13 protein-coding genes are annotated in these 19,395 nt (G+C 59.1%); 8 read left to right on the top strand and 5 right to left on the bottom strand.

The window, feature by feature from the left end; all coding sequences use genetic code 11:
• Window positions 1–2 precede the first annotated feature (2 nt).
• Complete coding sequence (locus ACR0LI_RS14840) at window positions 3–1,244, top strand: acyl-CoA dehydrogenase family protein (RefSeq protein WP_171724541.1); 1,242 nt, start codon at window positions 3–5, stop codon at window positions 1,242–1,244.
• A gap of 92 nt (window positions 1,245–1,336) precedes the next feature.
• Here the strand turns inward: ACR0LI_RS14840 and ACR0LI_RS14835 are convergent, their stop codons facing one another.
• A complete protein-coding gene (locus ACR0LI_RS14835) occupies window positions 1,337–2,932 on the bottom strand; it encodes a GMC family oxidoreductase (protein ID WP_210093410.1) in 1,596 nt (531 codons plus the stop codon).
• 109 nt (window positions 2,933–3,041) lie between these two features.
• Between ACR0LI_RS14835 and ACR0LI_RS14830 the strand changes: the two genes are divergently transcribed.
• The 4 genes from ACR0LI_RS14830 (at window position 3,042) to ACR0LI_RS14815 (ending at window position 7,159) form a co-directional block, all read left to right on the top strand.
• Complete coding sequence (locus ACR0LI_RS14830; protein ID WP_171636329.1) at window positions 3,042–4,280, top strand: TRAP transporter substrate-binding protein; 1,239 nt, start codon at window positions 3,042–3,044, stop codon at window positions 4,278–4,280.
• Window positions 4,281–4,344: 64 nt separating this feature from the next.
• The gene (locus ACR0LI_RS14825) at window positions 4,345–5,010 is read left to right on the top strand and encodes a TRAP transporter small permease (protein ID WP_171636326.1); all 666 of its coding nucleotides are present in this window, start codon (window positions 4,345–4,347) and stop codon (window positions 5,008–5,010) included.
• On the top strand, window positions 5,010–6,368 hold the full coding sequence (locus ACR0LI_RS14820) for a TRAP transporter large permease (protein ID WP_171636325.1): 1,359 nt from the start codon (window positions 5,010–5,012) through the stop codon (window positions 6,366–6,368). The genes ACR0LI_RS14825 and ACR0LI_RS14820 overlap by 1 nt, the downstream gene beginning before the upstream one ends.
• A gap of 11 nt (window positions 6,369–6,379) precedes the next feature.
• A complete protein-coding gene (locus ACR0LI_RS14815; RefSeq protein WP_480488855.1) occupies window positions 6,380–7,159 on the top strand; it encodes an IclR family transcriptional regulator in 780 nt (259 codons plus the stop codon).
• A gap of 263 nt (window positions 7,160–7,422) precedes the next feature.
• On the opposite strand, the gene amaB is transcribed toward ACR0LI_RS14815, so the two are convergent.
• Window positions 7,423–8,919 (bottom strand): L-piperidine-6-carboxylate dehydrogenase, encoded by a 1,497-nt coding sequence (amaB, locus tag ACR0LI_RS14810; RefSeq protein ID WP_480491070.1) that lies wholly within the window; start codon window positions 8,917–8,919, stop codon window positions 7,423–7,425.
• A gap of 18 nt (window positions 8,920–8,937) precedes the next feature.
• Window positions 8,938–10,044: a saccharopine dehydrogenase family protein gene (locus tag ACR0LI_RS14805; protein ID WP_171724537.1), complete on the bottom strand. Its 1,107-nt coding sequence runs from the start codon at window positions 10,042–10,044 to the stop codon at window positions 8,938–8,940.
• Between the two features lie 641 nt (window positions 10,045–10,685).
• Here ACR0LI_RS14805 and ACR0LI_RS14800 point away from each other — a divergent pair.
• From ACR0LI_RS14800 to ACR0LI_RS14790, 3 genes are all read left to right on the top strand, one after another.
• Complete coding sequence (locus tag ACR0LI_RS14800; RefSeq protein WP_480718751.1) at window positions 10,686–13,160, top strand: CoA transferase; 2,475 nt, start codon at window positions 10,686–10,688, stop codon at window positions 13,158–13,160.
• A gap of 241 nt (window positions 13,161–13,401) precedes the next feature.
• Window positions 13,402–14,652: an aminotransferase class V-fold PLP-dependent enzyme gene (locus ACR0LI_RS14795; protein ID WP_171724535.1), complete on the top strand. Its 1,251-nt coding sequence runs from the start codon at window positions 13,402–13,404 to the stop codon at window positions 14,650–14,652.
• Between the two features lie 28 nt (window positions 14,653–14,680).
• Window positions 14,681–17,098 carry a GcvT family protein gene (locus tag ACR0LI_RS14790; RefSeq protein ID WP_480718750.1) on the top strand — a complete coding sequence of 806 codons (2,418 nt, stop codon included), beginning with the start codon at window positions 14,681–14,683 and terminating at the stop codon, window positions 17,096–17,098.
• A gap of 61 nt (window positions 17,099–17,159) precedes the next feature.
• Here the strand turns inward: ACR0LI_RS14790 and ACR0LI_RS14785 are convergent, their stop codons facing one another.
• Window positions 17,160–17,777, bottom strand: a complete 618-nt coding sequence (locus tag ACR0LI_RS14785) for a UbiX family flavin prenyltransferase (protein WP_480488863.1) — start codon at window positions 17,775–17,777, stop codon at window positions 17,160–17,162.
• Window positions 17,774–19,282: a UbiD family decarboxylase gene (locus ACR0LI_RS14780; RefSeq protein ID WP_480718818.1), complete on the bottom strand. Its 1,509-nt coding sequence runs from the start codon at window positions 19,280–19,282 to the stop codon at window positions 17,774–17,776. Before ACR0LI_RS14780 ends, ACR0LI_RS14785 begins: the two co-directional genes overlap by 4 nt.
• Between the last annotated feature and the right edge of the window lie 113 nt (window positions 19,283–19,395).

Raw genomic sequence — 19,395 nt, 5'->3', positions numbered from 1 at the left:
CAATGGATTTTGCTCCATCGCCACGCGCCACGGAAATGCATGACCGGCTGAAAGCCTTCATGCAGGCGCATATCTATCCGCGCATTCGCGACCACAAAGAGGAAATAGAAGCCGGCAATTTCCCCGTTTCGTTCATGGAAGACCTCAAGTCGCTGGCCCGCGCCGAAGGGCTTTGGAACATGTTCCTGCCCTCCTTGCGGGATGATGAGCCCGGAACGCGGCTCAGCAATCTTGATTACGCGCCCCTGGCCGAGCTGATGGGCCAGGTGAGCTGGTCTTCGGAAGTCTTCAACTGCAACGCGCCGGATACCGGGAACATGGAATTGCTGCACATGTTCGCCACACCCGAGCAGCGCGAAGACTGGTTGGTGCCGCTGTTGAACGGCAAGATCCGTTCGGCCTTTGCCATGACCGAACCCGACGTGGCCAGTTCGGACGCGACCAACATAACAACATCCATCCGGCGCGAGGGTGATAAATACGTCATCAATGGCCGCAAGTGGTTCATCACCAATGCGTGCCACCCCAACACCAGACTTTTCATCGTCATGGGCAAAACCGACCCGAACGCCGATCGCCATAAACAGCAAAGCATGATCATCGTTCCAAAGAATACGCCCGGTTTGGAGATCGTGCGCAATCCGACGATCCTGAACATGCACGATCCCGAAGGCCATGCTGAACTGGTGTTCAAGGACGTGCGCGTCCCGGTCGGCAATCTGCTGGGCGAAGATGGCAGCGGTTTTGCACTGGCTCAGGCGCGGCTTGGGCCCGGGCGAATTCATCATTGCATGCGCTCGATCGGGGCGGCGGAAATGGCACTGAACCTGATGGTGGAACGTGCTCAGGAACGGAAGACCTTTGGCAAGCAACTCTCGGAACAAGGCGTGATCCGTGAATGGATCGCCAAATCCCGGTTGGAGATTGAACAGGCGCGGCTGTTGACCCTGAAGGCGGCCTGGAAAATAGATCAGGTGGGGGCGAAAAAGGCCTTCCGCGAAATATCCCTGATCAAGGTCGTGGCGCCCCAGGTACATGCAAAGGTTACGGATCGTGCAATGCAGGTCTTTGGCGCAATGGGCATGACACCCGACACGCCATTGGCCGACAGTTACACTTGGGCCAGGGCGTTGCGCTATGCGGATGGACCGGATGAGGTCCATCTTCAGGCCATTGCCAAACAGGAGTTGAAGAATTCCAACTATGGGATGTCGGCGCAGTGGCTGACACCGCCTCTGCGCTAGGTCTGGGCAGGGATGGCATCACCGGAATATCCCTAAGATACGCAAGCCGAGTTGCCCAGTTTTCCTGGCATTCGGATACGCGGCCTGCCGCGCTATGTTCCGGCGGCAAGCAAATCGCTCGCCTTTTCTCCGATCATGATCGCGGGAGCGTTTGTGTTGCCGCTGACGATCTCCGGCATGATCGAACAATCCGCGACCCGCAGGTTTCCGATGCCGTGCACCTTTAGCGCGGGGTCAACGACTGCGGTTTCATTCGTACCCATCGCGCAGGTCCCCGTTGGGTGATAGATCGACACGGAATTCGATCTGACCCAGTCCAGCGTGCCCTCGTAATCGTCGGTCGAGAGTTGGGATGTCGGGCGGAACTCTTCGGAAATCTTCGATGCCAGCGGATTGTGCTGTGCGATTCTGCGGGCGATGTTCACGCCGTCAACGATGGTTCGGCAATCCGTTTCCGTCGACAGATAGTTCGGAATGATCTTTACATGCTGTGATGGATCCGGGCCGTTCAGATGCAGTTCACCCCTGCTTTCCGGCCGCAGCTGGCACACGGACATGGTAAAGGCGGAAAACGGGTGTACGCCTTCGCCGGGGCTGTCGGCGGACCACGGCTGTACATGGAATTGAATGTCGGGTGTTTCCACGTCCGGGCGCGTTTTCATGAATCCGGTCGCAAGGCTGGCCGCCATGGTCATCGGACCGGCGCGGAACAAAGCGTATTTGAGCGCGATACGGGCCTGATTGATCAGGCTGCGCACCTCGTCATTCAATGTGGGCTCATTGCATTTGAAAACGAGACGGGCCTGCAAGTGATCCTGTAGTCTTTTGCCGACATTGGGCAAGGCATGGACCGGATCGATGCCGTTTTTCTTCAGGTGGTCCGGGTCGCCGATACCCGACAGCATCAGAATTTGAGGAGAGTTGATTGCACCGCCGGACAGGATGATTTCGCGCCGAACGTTCAAGGTTTTCTCATTGCCTGCGCGATCCCGATAGACAAGTCCGGTCGCCTGTTTTCCATCCAGCGTTATGCGTGTCACCAATGCGTTGGTGATGATGTTCAGGTTTTGTCGGTTTCGAATGGGTTTCAGATACGCCACAGCCGAGCTGCACCTGCGCCCATTGCGGGTGGTCAGCTGAAAATACCCTACGCCTTCCTGATCTGCGCCGTTGTAATCCGGATTGAACGGGTATCCGGCGGCTTGCGCTGCCGCGACCCAAGCGTCGCAGATCGGTCGCTGAATGCGCATGTTCGACACCGACAGCGGCCCACCGACACCGTGATACGGGTCTTCGCCGCGTTCTTGATCTTCGCTGCGTATGAACAGCGGCAGCACGTCGTCCCAGCCCCAGCCGACATTCCCCATCTGGCGCCAGCGGTCATAATCTTCCTTTTGGCCGCGCACATAGAGCAGACCGTTCAGAGAGGATGAGCCGCCCAGCACTTTGCCGCGTGGCCAGTCGATCGAGCGCCCGTTCAGGCCCGGATCGGGCTCGGTCCTGTAACACCAGTCCACCGAAGGGTTGTGCATGGTTTTGAAATAGCCAACCGGGATGTGGATCCAGGGGTTGGTGTCGCGGCCGCCGGCCTCTAACAGCGCGACGGTCGTGTTGGGATCGGCGCTGAGCCGATTGGCGATGACACAGCCCGAAGACCCCGCGCCAACTACCGCATAATCCACTTCCATGACCGCCTCCTTCCAACGTCGTTGAAAAAAACTCTATGCAAGATGCTAGAAATATACTAGCCTTTTTTGATACAAAACGTCTCAATAATTGCGAACAGGGAGGTAAGCAATGGAGATTGGTCGGAAACTGAGTGGTATTTCGCGGCGGGATTTCTTCCGGGTAGCGGGGCGCTATGGCATGAGCTCGACGCTGCTTGCAGCAGGAGGGTTTGGCGGTGCGATGAGCCTGGCCAATCTGGCGCAGGCGGCGGAATCCACGTATGAAAAACGCTTTTCGAAAGAACCGAAGTACACGTTGAAATTTGGTGCGTCGGGCTTCAACACCCGCAACTTGCTGATCGAGCGCGCCGGCGCCATCGAATTTGCACGCGACCTCGAAGAACGCACCGATGGCGAGATTCGGATCGAGTTCATCGGCGACAACCAGATCTGCGGACAACTCAGCTGTGTTGAAAAAACCCAGCAGGGAATCGTCGATATCTACGCAGCTTCGACCCAGAATTCGGCCGGCGGTGCGCCTTATCTGAACGTCCTGGACTATGCCTACATGTTCCCCAGCCGGGCGGCGCAGTATCATTTCTTCTACAGCCCCGCCAGCCAGCGCATCTTGCGCGACCCGCTTGAAAAGCGTCACGGGCTGAAATTCCTGTTCACCCATTGTGAACTGCGCGGTCTGCAAATGGGCTCGACCTTTGCCGACAAGCCGACCGTCACCAAGCTGGAAGAGCTGTTCGGCACCAAGAACCGCGTGACCGGTACGCAGCTGGGTCGGATCGCGATGCAACTGCTGAACCTGAACCCTGTTCCGGTGGCATGGGAAGAAACGCTGGATGCGCTCAAGACCGGTCTGATCGATGGTGCGGAAACCTGGGCCTCGGCGGTGGCATATGCGAACATGGCGCCTGTGGTTTCGCAATCGGTGAACCTGAAGTTCTTCTGCGGTACCGAACACACTTCGATGTCTGCCAAAGTATTCGATGGCCTGGGCGGTGAATTGCAGGATGCCGTGATGGAATCGTCCTATTTCACCCAGGCCCTGATCCAAGGCGCGAATGAGGCGGCACTGCTGAACACGGTCGGATTCTCGGATCCGCAATTGCCGCAAACCATTTTTGCGGAAAACGGCGTGCGCCCGGCCTTCCTGCCGGAGGACCAGATCAAGCTGGCCGAAGAAATGTGTGCTCCGAACTACAACCCCGAGCCGTGGGCGCAGTGGCGCGAGCGGCTGAACAAATGGGCCGGTGGCATCGATACTTACCAGGAGATCTACGACATCGCGCGCGAGATCCCAGCGGACACGCTGCCGGAAAATGTCGAGCCGCGCCGCTGGTGGAAGGGCGAGGCCTGATTAGACTGCCAGAACCGGCCCGAACGGGCCGGTTCAATCAATACCCACTGGGAGGACGGGCTTCATGTCACTTTGGGCAGACATTGGCGCAATATTCAGCGCTTTTCTCAGCCAGGATTCTTTCGAGATTCAACTTGCTCTGGAATCCGACGCGGCTTGGATCGTTGGTGCGATCGTTGCCGCGATCGGGGGTTTGCTGGTCATGCTGATCTATCGCATGGTGCCGTTGATCGAACGTCATCTGGAACGGTCGGTCATGGTGTATTCTTATCTTGCCATCGCACTGATCATCTTCTGGGGCGTGATCGACCGGTTTGTCTTCAATGATCAGGAACCCTGGTCCACAACCATTCCTCCGCTTCTTTTCATGGTGATGGCCTGGTTTGGTGCGTCCTACAACGTACGCTTGCGCACGCATCTGAGTTTCAGTGAATTCCGCACCGCCATGCCCCGCGGCGGGCAATTGGCCTGCCTGTTTCTTGACGCGGTGCTGTGGTTCATCTTCGCGGTGATCGTCATCGTGACCACCTCGCGACTGGTGGCGCTTTCGGCCTCGAACTTTCAGATCGTACTGGGCACGGACAATATCATGCAGTGGTGGTTCCTGCTGGCTGCACCATTGTCATTCTTCTTGATGGTCGGTCGCGTGTTTCAGAACCTCGCCGATGATTTGCACAACTGGAAAACAGGCGAGCCGCTGATCAAGCAGGCCGTGATCGGGGCAGACTGATGACAGACGGAACACTTGTTACACTGATCTCGCTGGGGGTCACCTTTCTGTTCATGCTGGGCGTGCCGGTGCTGCTGGTCATCGGTTACTGGGTCATTGGATGTTCCTTTGTCCTTGGTCTGACGCTGGACAATATGGGGGCCGAACTTCTGAACGTCTTCAACAAGGGCTTCGCCCTGTTGGCGATGCCGTTGTTCATCCTGACCGGCGACCTGATCAACAAATCCGGCATCGCGCGACGGCTCAGTGATTTTGCCTATGCCTGCCTAGGCTGGATACGCGGCGGACTTGCAATGGCGTCGCTGGGGGCCTGCGGGCTGTTTGCGGCGATTTCGGGGTCGAACTCGGCCACGACGGCGACCATCGGGTCGATGCTGCACCCCGAGATGGTAAAGGGCGGCTATGACGAACGGTTCAGCGCCGCGACCGCTGCTGCGGGCGGTACTGTCGGTATCATCATCCCCCCTTCGATCATCTTCATCGTCTATGGCTTTCTGATGAACCTGCCGATTTCCGAATTGTTCGTGGCCGGTATTCTGCCCGGTGCGCTGATGGTCATCGGGATGCAGCTGGCGTGCTGGATCATCTGCCGCATGAACGGGTGGGGCTATCTGATCCCACTGCAATTGAACCGGGTGCTGAAAACCGCCTTCGGGGCCTGGCTCGGCTTTTTCGCCATCGGGCTTGTGCTTTGGGGCATATATACCGGCAAGTTCTCTCCGACAGAGGCCGCTGGCGTGACCGTGGGCTTTTGTGTCATTGCGGGGCTGGTCAGCTACCCGATCAACCGCATCATGGGGGCGCGGAACGATATACCGCCAACCGAAAAGAGCTTCGCTGAAATGTTCGTGGTCGAGGGGTTCACGATCCCTGAGATCCCCTCAATCGTTATCAGGTCTGCCCAGATTACGGGTATCCTGGCCCCGTTGATCGCAATTTCGGTTGTGATGCAGCAGATCCTGTCCCTACTTGGCGCACAGGAAACAATCGGAAACTTCGTGACCTCCATGGGGGGGTACCATGCGGTTCTGTTTACATCGATGGTGATCGTCTTCTTTTCAGGCATGGTGCTGGAAAGCCTTCCGGTCACCATCATCCTGGCCCCGATCCTTGCGCCAATCGCAGCCTCGGTTGGAATTGATCCAATTCATTTCTCAGTCATCTTCCTGGTCGGTGCATCCATCGGGTTTATCACACCACCATACGGGCTTAACCTGTATGTCGCTTCAGGCGTGACGGGCGTGCCGTACTTCCGGTTGCTGCGCTATACGGTGCCTTATTTGGTGGCCCTGCTATCGGTCTGGATATTGGTGTCGCTGGTGCCCGAACTGGCCTTGATCCTTCTGCCAAATAACTAGAATGTTGAAGGATGGCCGAGACTGATACTAAAAACAGAGAAACTCAGATTCCCACCAACCTGCGCCTGTTGCTGATCCTTGAAGAGGTGGCACGGCGCGGCGTTGCGGTCAAACCTTCGGATCTGATCGATGCATTGGGATTGGCCAAACCCACAATCCATCGTTTGCTGCAAACGGCAGAGGCAGAAGGGTTCCTGCAACGCGATCTTGACGGACGGTCCTATGGTCCGGGCAGAAGACTGCGGCTGTTGTCCGTGAATACCATGTCCGCCGAGCATCTGCGGACCGCGCGTCTCGCCATCCTGCGCGGCGTGGCCGACGAAGTGGGCGAAACATGCAATCTGGCCATCCCGGATCGCGAAGGCATGATCTATCTTGACCGGGTAGAAACCAAATGGCCGTTGCGAATTCAATTGCCGATCGGAACCCAGGTGCCGTTCCACTGCACGGCCAGTGGCAAGATGTACCTTTCCACCTTGCGCCCCAAAACTCTAAACGGGTTTCTGTCAGCCGGAAAGCTGAAGGAGCAGACCGCCCGTTCATTGACAGAGCCGAAGGCCCTGCTGAGTGAAATCAAGATCACAGCCGAGCGGGGATTTTCCACAGACGACGAAGAATTCATGGCGGGCATGGTGGCGATCGCCGTGCCAGTGCAGGACGCGCAGGGCAGGCTGGTTGCCACGCTTTCAGTTCATGCCCCGACGCAACGGCATGATGTCGGCAGTCTGAAGTCATTTCTCGACACCTTGCGCCGGGGGGCGGAAAAACTGTCGCAGCTGTTGGGCGAGTAAATGGCGCAACGGGATAACCGGCAATAATCAGGCCGACGGCCGTTCGTAGCAGTTGTATCGAGGATGCCGCAAAGCCTCGGAAGGCCTCTTGCCGAAACACAAGACAATCCATCAGCACCGGAATGGCCGTCGTCGCGCCGGCATCGGAACCCCTGGCCAAAAGACCGCCTCAACATGCAGAACAAAACACCCGGGACTGGGCGTCCCGGGTGGTGTTTTTTGCTGGCCTTTTAAGTTTTTGCCCGACGACTATCCAGCGATACTCAGATGTCGAATTTGACGCCCTGGGCCAGTGGAAGTTCGGCCGAGTAATTCACGGTGTTGGTCTGACGGCGCATATAGGATTTCCACGCGTCCGAACCGCTTTCGCGCCCGCCGCCGGTTTCCTTCTCTCCGCCAAAGGCGCCACCGATCTCTGCCCCTGAGGGCCCGATATTGACGTTGGCAATTCCGCAATCGGATCCGGCCGCAGACAGAAACTGCTCGGCCTCGCGCATGTTCAGGGTAAACACGCAGGATGAAAGGCCTTGTGGTACGTCATTCTGAAGCTCTACCGCGTCGTCGAAATCGTCATAGCCCATGACGTAGAGGATCGGCGCAAAGGTTTCGGTTTTTACGGTCGCGGTCTGACCCGGCATTTCGACGATCGCAGGTTCCATGTATACGCCTGCCGGAACACCTTCGGTAACGCGGTTGCCGCCGAACACCGAACCGCCTTCCGCTTCGGCCGCTTTCAAAGCGGCGGTCATCGCCGCGCCCGCCGCTTCATCCACAAGCGGCCCAACCAACGTGCCGTCTGTCAGAGGATTGCCAATGGGCAGACCCGAATAGGCTTTTTTCAGACGGCTCACCAGTTCTTCGCGGATCGAGTTGTGCACGATCAGGCGACGCAACGTGGTGCAGCGTTGACCGGCGGTGCCAACTGCCGAAAAGACAATCGCGCGCACGGCCATCTCCAAATCAGCCGAAGGGCCGATGATCATTGCGTTGTTGCCACCTAGTTCCAGAATGCACTTGCCAAAGCGCTGTGCGACGATGGGGGCGACAGCGCGGCCCATGCGGGTCGATCCCGTGGCCGAGATCACCGGAACATCTTCACTGGCCACCAGTGTTTTTCCCAGATCGGCGCCACCGATAAGCGTTTGCAGAAGACCGTCCGGCGCATCGCCAAATCGGGCCAGGGCGCGTTCGAAAATCTTTTGACAGGCCAGCGCCGTCAGCGGGGTTTTTTCGGACGGTTTCCAGATCACCGGATCACCGCATACGATGGCCAGAGCAGCATTCCACGACCAAACCGCAACCGGGAAATTGAACGCGGAAATCACACCAACCGGGCCAGCAGGATGCCAGGTTTCCATCATCCGGTGGCCCGGACGTTCGGACGCGATGGTCAGGCCATAAAGCTGACGCGACAGGCCGACGGCAAAGTCACAGATGTCGATCATCTCCTGCACTTCGCCCAGACCTTCCGAGGTGATCTTGCCCGCTTCCCAACTGACCAGTGCACCCAGGTCGTCCTTGGCGGCGCGCAGCTCTTCACCCAACAGGCGGATCAGTTCACCCCGGCGCGGGGCGGGGACAACGCGCCATTTCCTGAACGCAGCCTTGGCTCGGGAAAAGATGGCGTCCATGTCCGAGATCGGCGTCTCGTGCACTTCGGCCAGCAGGCTTCCGTCAATCGGCGACGTGACCCTGAGCGTGCCGCCTTTTAGTTGGGCCTCGGTCAGATCCAGGTTTGCAAGCGTGGTTTGGGCTGTCATTACGATGTCTTTCATATCTCAGGCCGCCTTGTTCTGTTCGGTAACGTCGCCAGCGCGATACAGCTGGCCAAATTCAGTGTTGAGGAAATCGTCCAGCTTGACCTGTTCCTGCCGGACAAAGCCTTTCGAAGGCAGAGCTCCGATCCGCATCAGATCGACCACCCCCAGCACGCCTGCGGCGGTCGTGACCTGAATAGCGCTCCAGACCTGTCCATTGATGGTGCGGGCAAAGGATTTGTTGATCAGGGACTTTTCGCGCAGCACGCCATCAATGACGCCTTTTGCGGTGCAATATACCAGCACCACGTCCTGATCGGTGCGGGGCAGGGCGGCCTCGAATATCTCTTTCAGCAGGTCGCGGCGGCGTTCCAGTCCCAGATCGTTCAAAAGCAGCTTCAGGATATCGCAATGACCCGGATAGCGGATCGAGCGATAGGACACATCCCGCGCCTTGCCTTCCAGCGTTTCCGGCAACGTGCCCAGACCGCCCGAGGTATTGAAGCATTCGTATTCCACGCCGTCATGGCCCAGAATCTCGTAGTTCTCCAACGGCGCGGTCTTGACCAGCTTGCCGTTCACGATGGCATCGCATGGGTTGCAATATTCGTTGATCAACCCGTCGGTGGACCAGGTCAGGTTGTATTTCAGCGCATTCGTCGGATAAAGCGGCAATGCCCCCACCCGCATGTGCAGGCTGTCAATCTGGTCAAACTCCGCCGCCAGCGAAGCTCCGGCGATGCCGACAAAACCTGGCGCCAGACCGCATTGCGGCATAAACGCAGTTGCGCTGTCCCCGGCCAGTTCACGTACCGCATTCGTGGCCGCAACATCTTCGGTCAGGTCGAAATAATGCGCCCCCGCCGCTTTGGACGCTGTGGCGATGGAAGGGGTCAAGAAGAACGGCGCTGCCGAGATGACTGCGTCGAAACCGGTCAGTTCCCGGGCCAGCCCGTCCGCGTCATTGGCATCGATCTGTCTGGTTCCAATGCCCATCTTCGAGATATCACCAAGCGCTTTCAGATCATGATCAGCGACCGTCACAGAGTAATTCGGCGACCCTTTCAACAGGGTTGCAATCATCTGTCCGATCTTTCCAGCGCCGACAACGCACACATTCCAGGACATAAAGATCTCCGCTGTTTCCCATCCTGTCCCAAGCGTGACGCGCGGCCACGACAATTCATAGGTGCCAATTTGACGAATTGATGTAGATGATTGTCATATTGTCGGAAAAAGGGATAAAGTATCGGAAGCGCAATTGCCGGCCATGTGTCGCGACAGGTCCTGCCATGTGCCAACGTGGCCCTTGGCCCGATTGCGCCGTGACCTTTTGTCTTGTGTTGCCTGACACTTGGGAAGCGTCACGTTCTTGAGCGATTCCAATAACTTGTTTTCTGACTGCCGGGCGCAACGGTCCGGTGATCTTTCAAGCCGACTGATCCGCTTCCATCCAAGCCTCGAAGCGCTTCCAAGTTCGCGTCACACGCGGATTTTTGAGCAGTGTTTCTCGTTTGCGACATGGCTTGGTCAAATCGAACAACTTCTTGGCATTGCTTGGCTGCATGGTACGCCCAGCGGTCGCCGGAGAAGGCTGTGAAGCTCGGCCGTGGCCGCCTTGTCGCGTGTTGAACAAGGGCAGGTGTTGCATTGATCGCGTTATGTCCCAAGCCCAAAAACTCAGCCTGTTCCGAGAAGGGCGTTGTGACCTCTTGCCTGCACGCCGCTTCGCAACAAACTCACCAAACACCCTGGGAGGGTCACAACGAATGACTGCAAGGCCACTCGATCATATTCGTGTCCTCGATTTTGGCCAATACCTGGCTGGTCCACTGGTTGGCATGATGCTTGCTGATTTGGGGGCAGAGGTGATCCGCATCGACCCGCCCTGTGGCCCGCGATTGAAAGAACCGGCCACAGACATGCTGTCACGTGGCAAAACCGCCGTGACGATCGACCTCAAATCCGAAGGGGGTTTGCAGGTCGCGCGCGAACTTGTGGCGCGGGCTGACGTGGTGATCGAGAACTTCCGGCCCGGCGTGATGGAGAGGCTGGGCCTGGGTCCGAAAGCTCTGCGCGACATAAATCCGCGCATCGTGTCATTGTCATTGCCGGGGTTTGCCTCAACCGATCCCGCGCTGGCCGATCTTCCGGCGTGGGAAGCCGTGATCGCGGCCCGCACTGGGCAATTCACGGATATGGGGCTGAACCGGCGCCTGATGGGCATCAACCCATCCTTTTCACCTTTGACGCTGGCATCCGCCTATGGCGCTTCGTTCGGCGCGATGGCCGTGCAGTTCGCCTTGGCTGCACGTGACCGGAACGGAGGCGACCACATCGAGGTGCCTCTGGCTTCGGCCCTGCTGGAAGGGTTGGTGTATAACTGTGAGCAGATTGAAGACTATCCCGAACGTTACAAGTCCCCTCGCGAAGTGGAACTTGACAGGCGCGCAGCCGAAGGCTTGCCAACGGATCTGAGCTTTGCGGAACTGGAAGAGTTCCTGGACCCTTTCTATCAAACTTATACCTGCGCCGACGGGCGTGGGTTCTATGTGGTGGCGGGCAGTGTGAAAACACATCCCCGGCGGGTGTTGGAGACGCTTGGCCTCAAACACCTTGCTGATCAATTGCCGGACTTCGACGCCTATCTCGATACCGCAGACTGGCCGGATGAATGGTCGCTGCGCAACTACCCTGTCGGAGCAAGGGATCGCGCGCGTGTATCCGACGCAATGAAAAAGGCCTTTCTGACAAGGCCCTCTCATGAGTGGGAAGCCCTTTTCGGGTCTGCCAAGGCGCCCGGAACGGCGCAACGGTTCAGCAAGGAATGGCTGGCCGATCCGCACGCTTTGGCCTCGGGCCTGGTGTTGGAGGTAGAGGACCCGCGTCATGGGAAGATGCAGCAGATGGGAAATGTTGCGTGGCTTGCGGATGATGGCGCTGCGCTGGTCAAAAAACCGGGCCCCGATTCCGATGACGCACCCGTTTCAACGATCCTTGCCGAACCGCCGCGCAGCGGACCACCAGCCGCAAGCGGCCAGGGCTGGCTGGAGGGGTTGAAGGTGCTGGACCTGACAAACGTGATCGCCGGTCCGACGGTCGGGTCCACGCTGGCACGATTTGGCGCTCAGGTGACTTCCGTTCAGCCGGCAGAGCCATCAGTTGATCCGTGGAACACCGTGGTTTTCGGCCTGCACGCACATCGTGGAAAACAAAGCGTTTTGCTGAACCTGAGCTCGGATGACGGGAAGCGGGCGTTACGGCGGCTCATCGACTCCTCGGATGTCATCACCATAAACGGCACGGATGAGCAGCGCGATGCCCTGGGGTTGAGCGCGGAAGAGCTGGCGGCGATCAACGCCCGTCTCATTCTGGTGCAACTCGATGCCTTTGGCGGTCCTGCGCGCGGACCCAAATCGGACCATCTGGGGTATGACGACCTGGCGCAGGCGGCGACAGGGGTCATGGTGCGTTTTGGCGGTGGCATGGCCACGCCCGAAGAGCATGCGCATTTCGGTACCATTGACGTTCTGACCGGCTATTGCGCATGTGTTGCGCTTGGTGCGGCCCTGCTGAGATTGCAGAAAACCGGCAAAGGCGGGATTGCGCGGGCTGCGTTGGCGGCGGCCGGCAACCTCATTCAGGCGCAATTGATGTATGATTTCGAAGGCCGCGCGCCCTTTGACGAACCGGCCGGGAGCGCAGCTATGGGCTGGGGACCATTCTACCATTGTTACCGCGCGGCGGACGGGTGGATGTTCTTTGCCGCACCCACCGAACAACGCAAAGCCCTGCGCCGTGTCTCGGACCTCGCCAGCGTGGCCGATATGCCGGAAAAGGAATTGCCGGATGCGCTTGCGGATCATTTTGCAAGGCAACCTGTTGAATACTGGCAAAAGGCGTTTTCCGGTTCCGCCAGCACTGTCATGCCTCTTGGATCGTTGCATGACACGCGCGACGCCGTGTTGCAGCCGGAAAGCGCCGGGAATATCGACCTGACGCGGGGAACGTTCAACGTCATTCGGCATGACATGCATCCCATGGGCCGGTGGTGCGATCTGGTTGCCCCAAATGCCGTGCGACCCGAACGCGCCCGGATCGTCATTCCCGGACCGATGCCGAAATACGGCGCGGATACACGCAGCATTCTGCGAAACGTCGGTTATGCAGATGAGGATATCGACGCGATGATCTCTGCTGGATCTGCCGCCGAAAGCTGGTCGGAAAAGTACTTGCCCGAGTAGCCGACCAGCCACAGACGGTTCGGAAATCAAGAAGATATGCCATCCGCCGCCGCAGGCACGGGCTCCCGGGCCTGGCGATGGGCAATATCTGTCGTGACAAGCTTTGGACTGGCACCCGCGCGACTTGCACAGAATATTCAACCGCTTTGCCACAGTTTTTTTTGCATGTCTTGCGGCAAGAACCGTCCTAGGGTCGGCAAAGCACAGCTTTGCACACACAACGAAACAAGAACCACTGACCATGAGCCAAATATCAGAGAGCCTGCTGAACCAAATCCGCAGCCGATTTGCCCAGATCGATCATTGCCCCGAACAGGGTGAGCGGATCTTTTTCGAGAATGCCGGAGGCGCACTGACATTGAATTCAGTTTTGGAAAGCTCGGTTCGTTACGCCGCCATCCCGGACAACCAGGGGCGCGACAATCCGGGATCCCATGCGCTGGTCGCCACGATCAACGCGGCCAAGGCGGATATGCGGGATTTCATGAACGCACCCGGCGGGCAGTTCTTTGTGGGTGAAAGCGGTACAGAACTGTTGTTCCGGCTGATCATGAACGCATGTCTGGGAACGGGTCCGGGCGTTGTGCTGGGATCCACATTGGAACACCCGGCGACGCGTTCGGCCTGTGATCGTTGGGCCCGCATTTCCGGGCAAACCCACGTTTTGGTACCCCATGATGACGCCACCGGCACCGTCTCGGCCGAAGCCTATGCCGCGGCCGTGACACCGGATACCAAAGTGGCGACGATCCTGCATACCTCTCCGGTGACGGGAATGGGCGTTGATGTCGCCGCCGTTTCTCAGGCCATCCGCACCGTGGCTCCGGATTGTTTCATCATCGTCGATGGCATCCAGCACGCAGCGCATGGCCGGATCGATCTGACCGCCTATGACGTCGATGGTTATGTGATTTCGCCCTACAAGGTGTTTTCGCGTCATGGCTACGGCGTGGCCTGGATCTCTGATCGCTTGACCGCGCTGGAGCACAACGCCTTGCTGAATGGCCCCGCGGACAATTGGGAAATGGGCACGCGCGACACCGGAGCTTATGCCACGATGTCCGACGTCGTATCCTATTTCGAATGGCTGGGCAGTCAGGTCAGCGATGCCGAAGACCGGCGCGGCAAGTTTCTGGCGGCGGGTGATGCGATCCATGCGCAGGAAAAGGCGCTGACCGACGCGATGATCCACGGCACCGGCAACCTGAGCGGCCTGGCCGAGATGGAAAAAGTCACCATTCTGGGCGGGGCCGACAACCCGGCACGAGAAGGTCTGGTATCGCTGCGTGTCGAAGGCGTGGCCTCGTCCGAGGTCGTCAAACGGCTGAACGAACACGGTATCCGCACGCATCTGCGCAAGGCGGACCACTATTCCGGCAATATCCTGACACCGCTTGGCTATGATGCCTGCGTACGGGTCTCGATGTGTCACTACAACTCGATCGGCGAAGTCGCCAAATTCCTTGCCGTCATGAAAGAAATCGCCGCTTGAGCCGCGCCATATCCAAGGACATTCCCTCATGAAAACCCATGCACAAGCTGTTGTCATCGGCGGCGGCCTTGCCGGTACGTCGATCCTGTATCACCTTGCCAAACTCGGCTGGACGGACTCGATCCTGCTGGAACGCGATGAGCTGACCAGCGGATCGACCTGGCACGCGGCGGCCAACATCCACGGTCTGCATGACAACAACAACATCACCCGCATCCAGCACTATACGATGAACCTGTACAAAGAGCTGGAGAAGGAAACCGGCCAAAGCTGTGGTGTGTTCCAGCCCGGATCGCTCTATCTGGCCCAGACCGAAGAGCGCGAGCAACAGTTGCGCCTGCAAGAGGCGAAGGCCCGGTTTTATGGGCTGAATTTTCACGAGGTCAGCCGGGAAGAGGCCAAAGAGCTGCACCCGCTGGCGCAGTTTGATGACATCCGCTGCATCATGTACGAACCTGATGGCGGCAATGTGGACCCGTCCGGCGTACCGCATGCCTATGCCGCCGGGGCCCGTGCGATGGGGGCCACCATCGAACGGTTCTGCCCGGTGATCGCCACGGAACAGCAACCCGATGGCAGTTGGATCGTTCGTACGCCCAAGGGTGACATTCATGCCCAATGGGTGGTCAACGCGGCGGGCCTCTGGGGGCGCGAGGTGGCGGCGCTGGCAGGCTTGACCCTGCCGCTGCAACCGACCGAACATCAGTATTTCGTGACCGAAAGCATCGACGAAGTGGCCAGTCTGGGCCGTCGTCTGCCGTCAATCGCCGACCGGGACGGCGAGTATTACTTCCGACAAGAGGGCAGCGGCCTGCTGATCGGGGCCTATGAGAAAGACATGAAGTTCTGGGCCGAAGACGGTACGCCGCTTGACTTCGCGCATGATCTGTTTCCCGACGATCTGGACCGGATCATGGAAAATGTGATCCGCGCCACCGAACGCGTGCCGGTTGCCGCCACAGCCGGGGTGAAACGGGTAATCAACGGCCCGATGATCTGGTCGCCCGATGCCAATATGCTGTGGGGGCCGGTGCCCGAACTGAAGAACTATTTCCTCTGCGGCGGTCTGATCCCCGGCTTCTCGCAATCCGGCGGGCTGGGGCTGCTGGCGGCGCAATGGATGATCGAGGGTGAGCCGCAATATGACATGTTCGCCTGGGATCTCGCCCGCTTTGGCGACTGGGCCGACAAAAAGTTCACCAAGGCCCGGGTCGAAGACGCATACACCCATCGGTTCAAAATTCACTTCCCGAATGAAGAACGCAGTGCAGGCCGCCCGGCCCGTGTGCGCCCCGCCTACGAGATGCAGAAACAGATGGGCTGTGTCTTTGGTCTCAACTGTGGCTGGGAACACCCGTTGTGGTTTGCCGATGAACCCGGCACCGAAGAGACCACTGGTTTCACCCGCCAGAACTGGTTTGATCCGGTCGGGCGCGAGGTTCAGATGCTGCGCGACAGCGTGGGCGTGATCGATATCTCGAACTTCGCCAATTACGTGATCAAGGGGCCTGGTGCCTACGACTGGCTGGACCGCCTGGTGGCCAATCGCGTGCCGACCGAAATTGGGCGCAGCTGCCTGACGCCGCTGATTTCGGTCCGCGGTGGCGTGGCGGGGGATTTCACCGTCACCAAGCTGGCGGAAGACGAATATGTGATGATTGGCTCCGGCATGGCTGAACGCTATCATCAGCGCTTCTTTCAGATGGTGGAAATGCCTCAGGGCACAACTCTTGACGTGGCAACGGACCGCATCGCCGGGTTCAACATCGCCGGCCCGAAATCACGCGAGGCATTGGCGCGCCTGACCAATGCAGACCTTTCCAACGAAGCGTTCCGCTTCATGCGGTCCCGAAAGATCACCGTAGCAGGTGTTGATTGCGTGGCCATCCGGGTCAGCTTTACCGGCGATCTGGGTTGGGAACTGCACTGCGCCGAAACCGATCAGGTCGCGCTTTACTCTGCGTTGCTCGAAGCCGCCAAAGACTGCGGTGGCGGCCCCGTGGGTGGACGGGCGCTTGGGTCGCTGCGCATCGAAAAGGGTTATGGATCCTGGGGGCGGGAATATTCCCAGGAATACTGGCCGCAAGAGGTCGGGCTGACGGGCCTGATCAAGCTGGACAAGGATTTCCTGCACAAAGACGCCTATCTGTCCATCAAGGATAGAGCTCCGCGCGAGGTCCTGTCCATCTTTGAACTGGACGTGACCGAGGATGCCGACGCCACCGGCAGTGAGCCGATCTTTACACCTGATGGTGCGCCTGTCGGCCGTGTCACATCGGGCGCGTACGGGTATTCAGTCGGGAAATCTCTGGCATTGGGTTTCCGCAACCCCGAGGTGGCGCAGCCAGGGGATGAAGTGGTGATCCAGGTGATTGGCAAACCGCATAAGGCTCGGGTGCTGGCAGAGGCGCCGTTCGATCCTTTGGGCGGCAGGCTGCGCGACTGAAACAACCGGCCCGCCGGATCAAGGTCATCCCATAGCCGCAGATCTCATCCGCGATCTGTGGCTATGGGATGTGCAATTTGCTTTCGAACCGTTCGACAGGGTCCGCCTCGGTTTCGGGATGCCACTGTTTCGCGGCCGGTGCGCAAACCTTCAGACAATCAACAGCGCGCGCTGCGATCTGATCCGCGATTTCGGTTATGTTGACCGGGTTTAAATAGAAGGCAGGCACAGGGGGCAGGATGATGGCTCCCATTTCTGCGGCCGCAGTCATATTGCGCAAATGCGCCAGTGTCAGCGGCGCTTCTCGTGTCAGCAGTACCAGTGGGCGTCGTTCCTTGAGCTGAACGCCCGCCGCGCGTGTCAGCAGGTTGTCGTCCAGTCCATGCGCGATCGCACCCAATGAGCGCATGGAACAGGGCGCGACGATCATCCCGGATACCGGCACCGAACCGGACGCTATACTGGCCCCGATATCGGCGGGCGCGTGATGACGGGTTGCCGACTGCCGCAGTTCCTTCAGGGCATCCGGGCCGCATTCCTGCGCAAGCGTCAGACGGGCGGCGGGGCTGACGACCAGGTCGATTTCGATATCCGCCGATGTCAGATGTCGTGCGACCGCAAGGCTCAAAACCGCACCGGAAGCGCCTGACACGCCTAAGACTACTCGGGTTTTCGTCATGTTCTCAGCTCTGGCATCAATCTGTCTATCAGGTCTTCCGCAAATGCGTGATCAACCTTGTCGGTGCGCATGACCGTCCCCCATTCCCGCTGTGTTTCACTGCCTGTTTTTGTCGTGGCGTCGATGCCCAGCTTTCCGGCCAGACCGGGTTCCGGCGAGGCGAAATCCAGATAATCCATGGGTGTCCTGTCCAGGATCATCACATCGCGGCCCGGGTCCATTCGCGTGGCAAGCGCCCAGGCGATATCGTTCCAGTTTCGGGGGTCGATATCGGCATCTACCGCAACGATCATCTTTGTATAGCTGAATTGCGGCAGCATCCCCCAAAGCGCCATCATCACACGCCGGGCCTGGCCCGGATATCGCTTGTCGATGGCGACGATGGCGATGCGATAGGAACAGGCGGCAGGCGGCAGCCAAAGGTCGTGTATTTCGGGGATCTGAGCGCGAATGGTCGGCAAGGCCAATCGATTGAACACTTCGCCAATGATCGCAGGTTCGTCAGGCGGGCGTCCGGTATAGGTTGACAGATACAGTGGTGCCTCGCGATGGGTCACGGCCGTGACATGCATCACCGGAAACGGCTCGGCGGGGTTGTAGTACCCGGTATGATCCCCGAACGGCCCTTCGGGTGCTGTCTCGCTTGGCGACACCCGGCCTTCCAGAACGATCTCGGCATCTGCCGGTACAAGCAGAGGGACGGATTTGGCCGGAACCAATCGTGGCCGGTTCTGGTTCAGGGCCCCGGCAAATGTCAGCTCAGACACCAATTCGGGCAGGGGCAGAGCCGCTGACAACAAGGTCGCGGGGTTTGCGCCCAGAACGATTGCGACCGGCGTCTTTTCGCCGTGCTGCGCCCAACTGCGATGATGGGCAGCCCCGCCGCGATGTGGCAACCAGCGCATAATCAGACGGTTCCGGTCCAGCACCTGAACGCGATAAACGCCGGCGTTGTAAGTTTGTACCGCGTCGGGTTCGCTGCCACGGGGGCGGGTGATGACCACAGGCCAGGTGATCAGGGGCCCCGCGTCCCGGGGCCAGTGTGTCTGGATCGGCAGCGCAGAAAGATCAACATCGGCTCCGCTGTGGCAAACCTGCTGAACAGCGGCGGTTTTGACCTGCTTCGGTCGTGTGGACAATGCGGCCTTCAGCATCGGCCACCGGGACAGCGCATCCCGCAACCCGCCCGGCGGCGTCGGGGCCCGAAGCGCGGCCAGAAACGCGCCCAGATCATCCAGCCCATCGGAAGAAACGCCCAGCCCGGCGGCGACGCGTTCCGAAGTTCCGAACAGGTTGACCACAACCGGCATGTCGCACTGCCCCGAGGGCACGCCCGTCGGCGTGTCGAATTGCAACACGGGCCCATTGGCCTCTAACACGGCGCGGTGGACAGCGGTCATTTGATGGCGCACGGAAACCGGTTCGGCGATGCGCCTGAACTGCCCTTTTTCTTCACACCATTTCAGAAAATGTCGAAGGCTGGGATATGGCGGCAGAGTGCGAATGGGTTTGCTCCGGCGAAGGTGCCTACCCTCTAGCAGCGAAAGAGACCGGTCGAATTGACAACCGTCAAGTCCCGGGCGCCGGGGCGGCTTTAGGAAGGCCGCACCGGTTCACT

Source organism: Ruegeria sp. CL7, from assembly GCF_056536445.1.
Note: the sequence above shows the minus strand (reverse complement) of the source record. Positions and strands in the feature narration are given on the sequence as shown.

What these genes read in the sequence shown, in the direction of transcription:
- ACR0LI_RS14840 (WP_171724541.1), top strand. Translation starts at nt 3, where the DNA reads ATGGATTTTGCTCCATCGCCACGCGCCACGGAAATGCATGACCGGCTG.
- ACR0LI_RS14835 (WP_210093410.1), bottom strand. Translation starts at nt 2,932, where the DNA reads ATGGAAGTGGATTATGCGGTAGTTGGCGCGGGGTCTTCGGGCTGTGTC.
- ACR0LI_RS14830 (WP_171636329.1), top strand. Translation starts at nt 3,042, where the DNA reads ATGGAGATTGGTCGGAAACTGAGTGGTATTTCGCGGCGGGATTTCTTC.
- ACR0LI_RS14825 (WP_171636326.1), top strand. Translation starts at nt 4,345, where the DNA reads ATGTCACTTTGGGCAGACATTGGCGCAATATTCAGCGCTTTTCTCAGC.
- ACR0LI_RS14820 (WP_171636325.1), top strand. Translation starts at nt 5,010, where the DNA reads ATGACAGACGGAACACTTGTTACACTGATCTCGCTGGGGGTCACCTTT.
- ACR0LI_RS14815 (WP_480488855.1), top strand. Translation starts at nt 6,380, where the DNA reads ATGGCCGAGACTGATACTAAAAACAGAGAAACTCAGATTCCCACCAAC.
- amaB (WP_480491070.1), bottom strand. Translation starts at nt 8,919, where the DNA reads ATGACAGCCCAAACCACGCTTGCAAACCTGGATCTGACCGAGGCCCAA.
- ACR0LI_RS14805 (WP_171724537.1), bottom strand. Translation starts at nt 10,044, where the DNA reads ATGTCCTGGAATGTGTGCGTTGTCGGCGCTGGAAAGATCGGACAGATG.
- ACR0LI_RS14800 (WP_480718751.1), top strand. Translation starts at nt 10,686, where the DNA reads ATGACTGCAAGGCCACTCGATCATATTCGTGTCCTCGATTTTGGCCAA.
- ACR0LI_RS14795 (WP_171724535.1), top strand. Translation starts at nt 13,402, where the DNA reads ATGAGCCAAATATCAGAGAGCCTGCTGAACCAAATCCGCAGCCGATTT.
- ACR0LI_RS14790 (WP_480718750.1), top strand. Translation starts at nt 14,681, where the DNA reads ATGAAAACCCATGCACAAGCTGTTGTCATCGGCGGCGGCCTTGCCGGT.
- ACR0LI_RS14785 (WP_480488863.1), bottom strand. Translation starts at nt 17,777, where the DNA reads ATGACGAAAACCCGAGTAGTCTTAGGCGTGTCAGGCGCTTCCGGTGCG.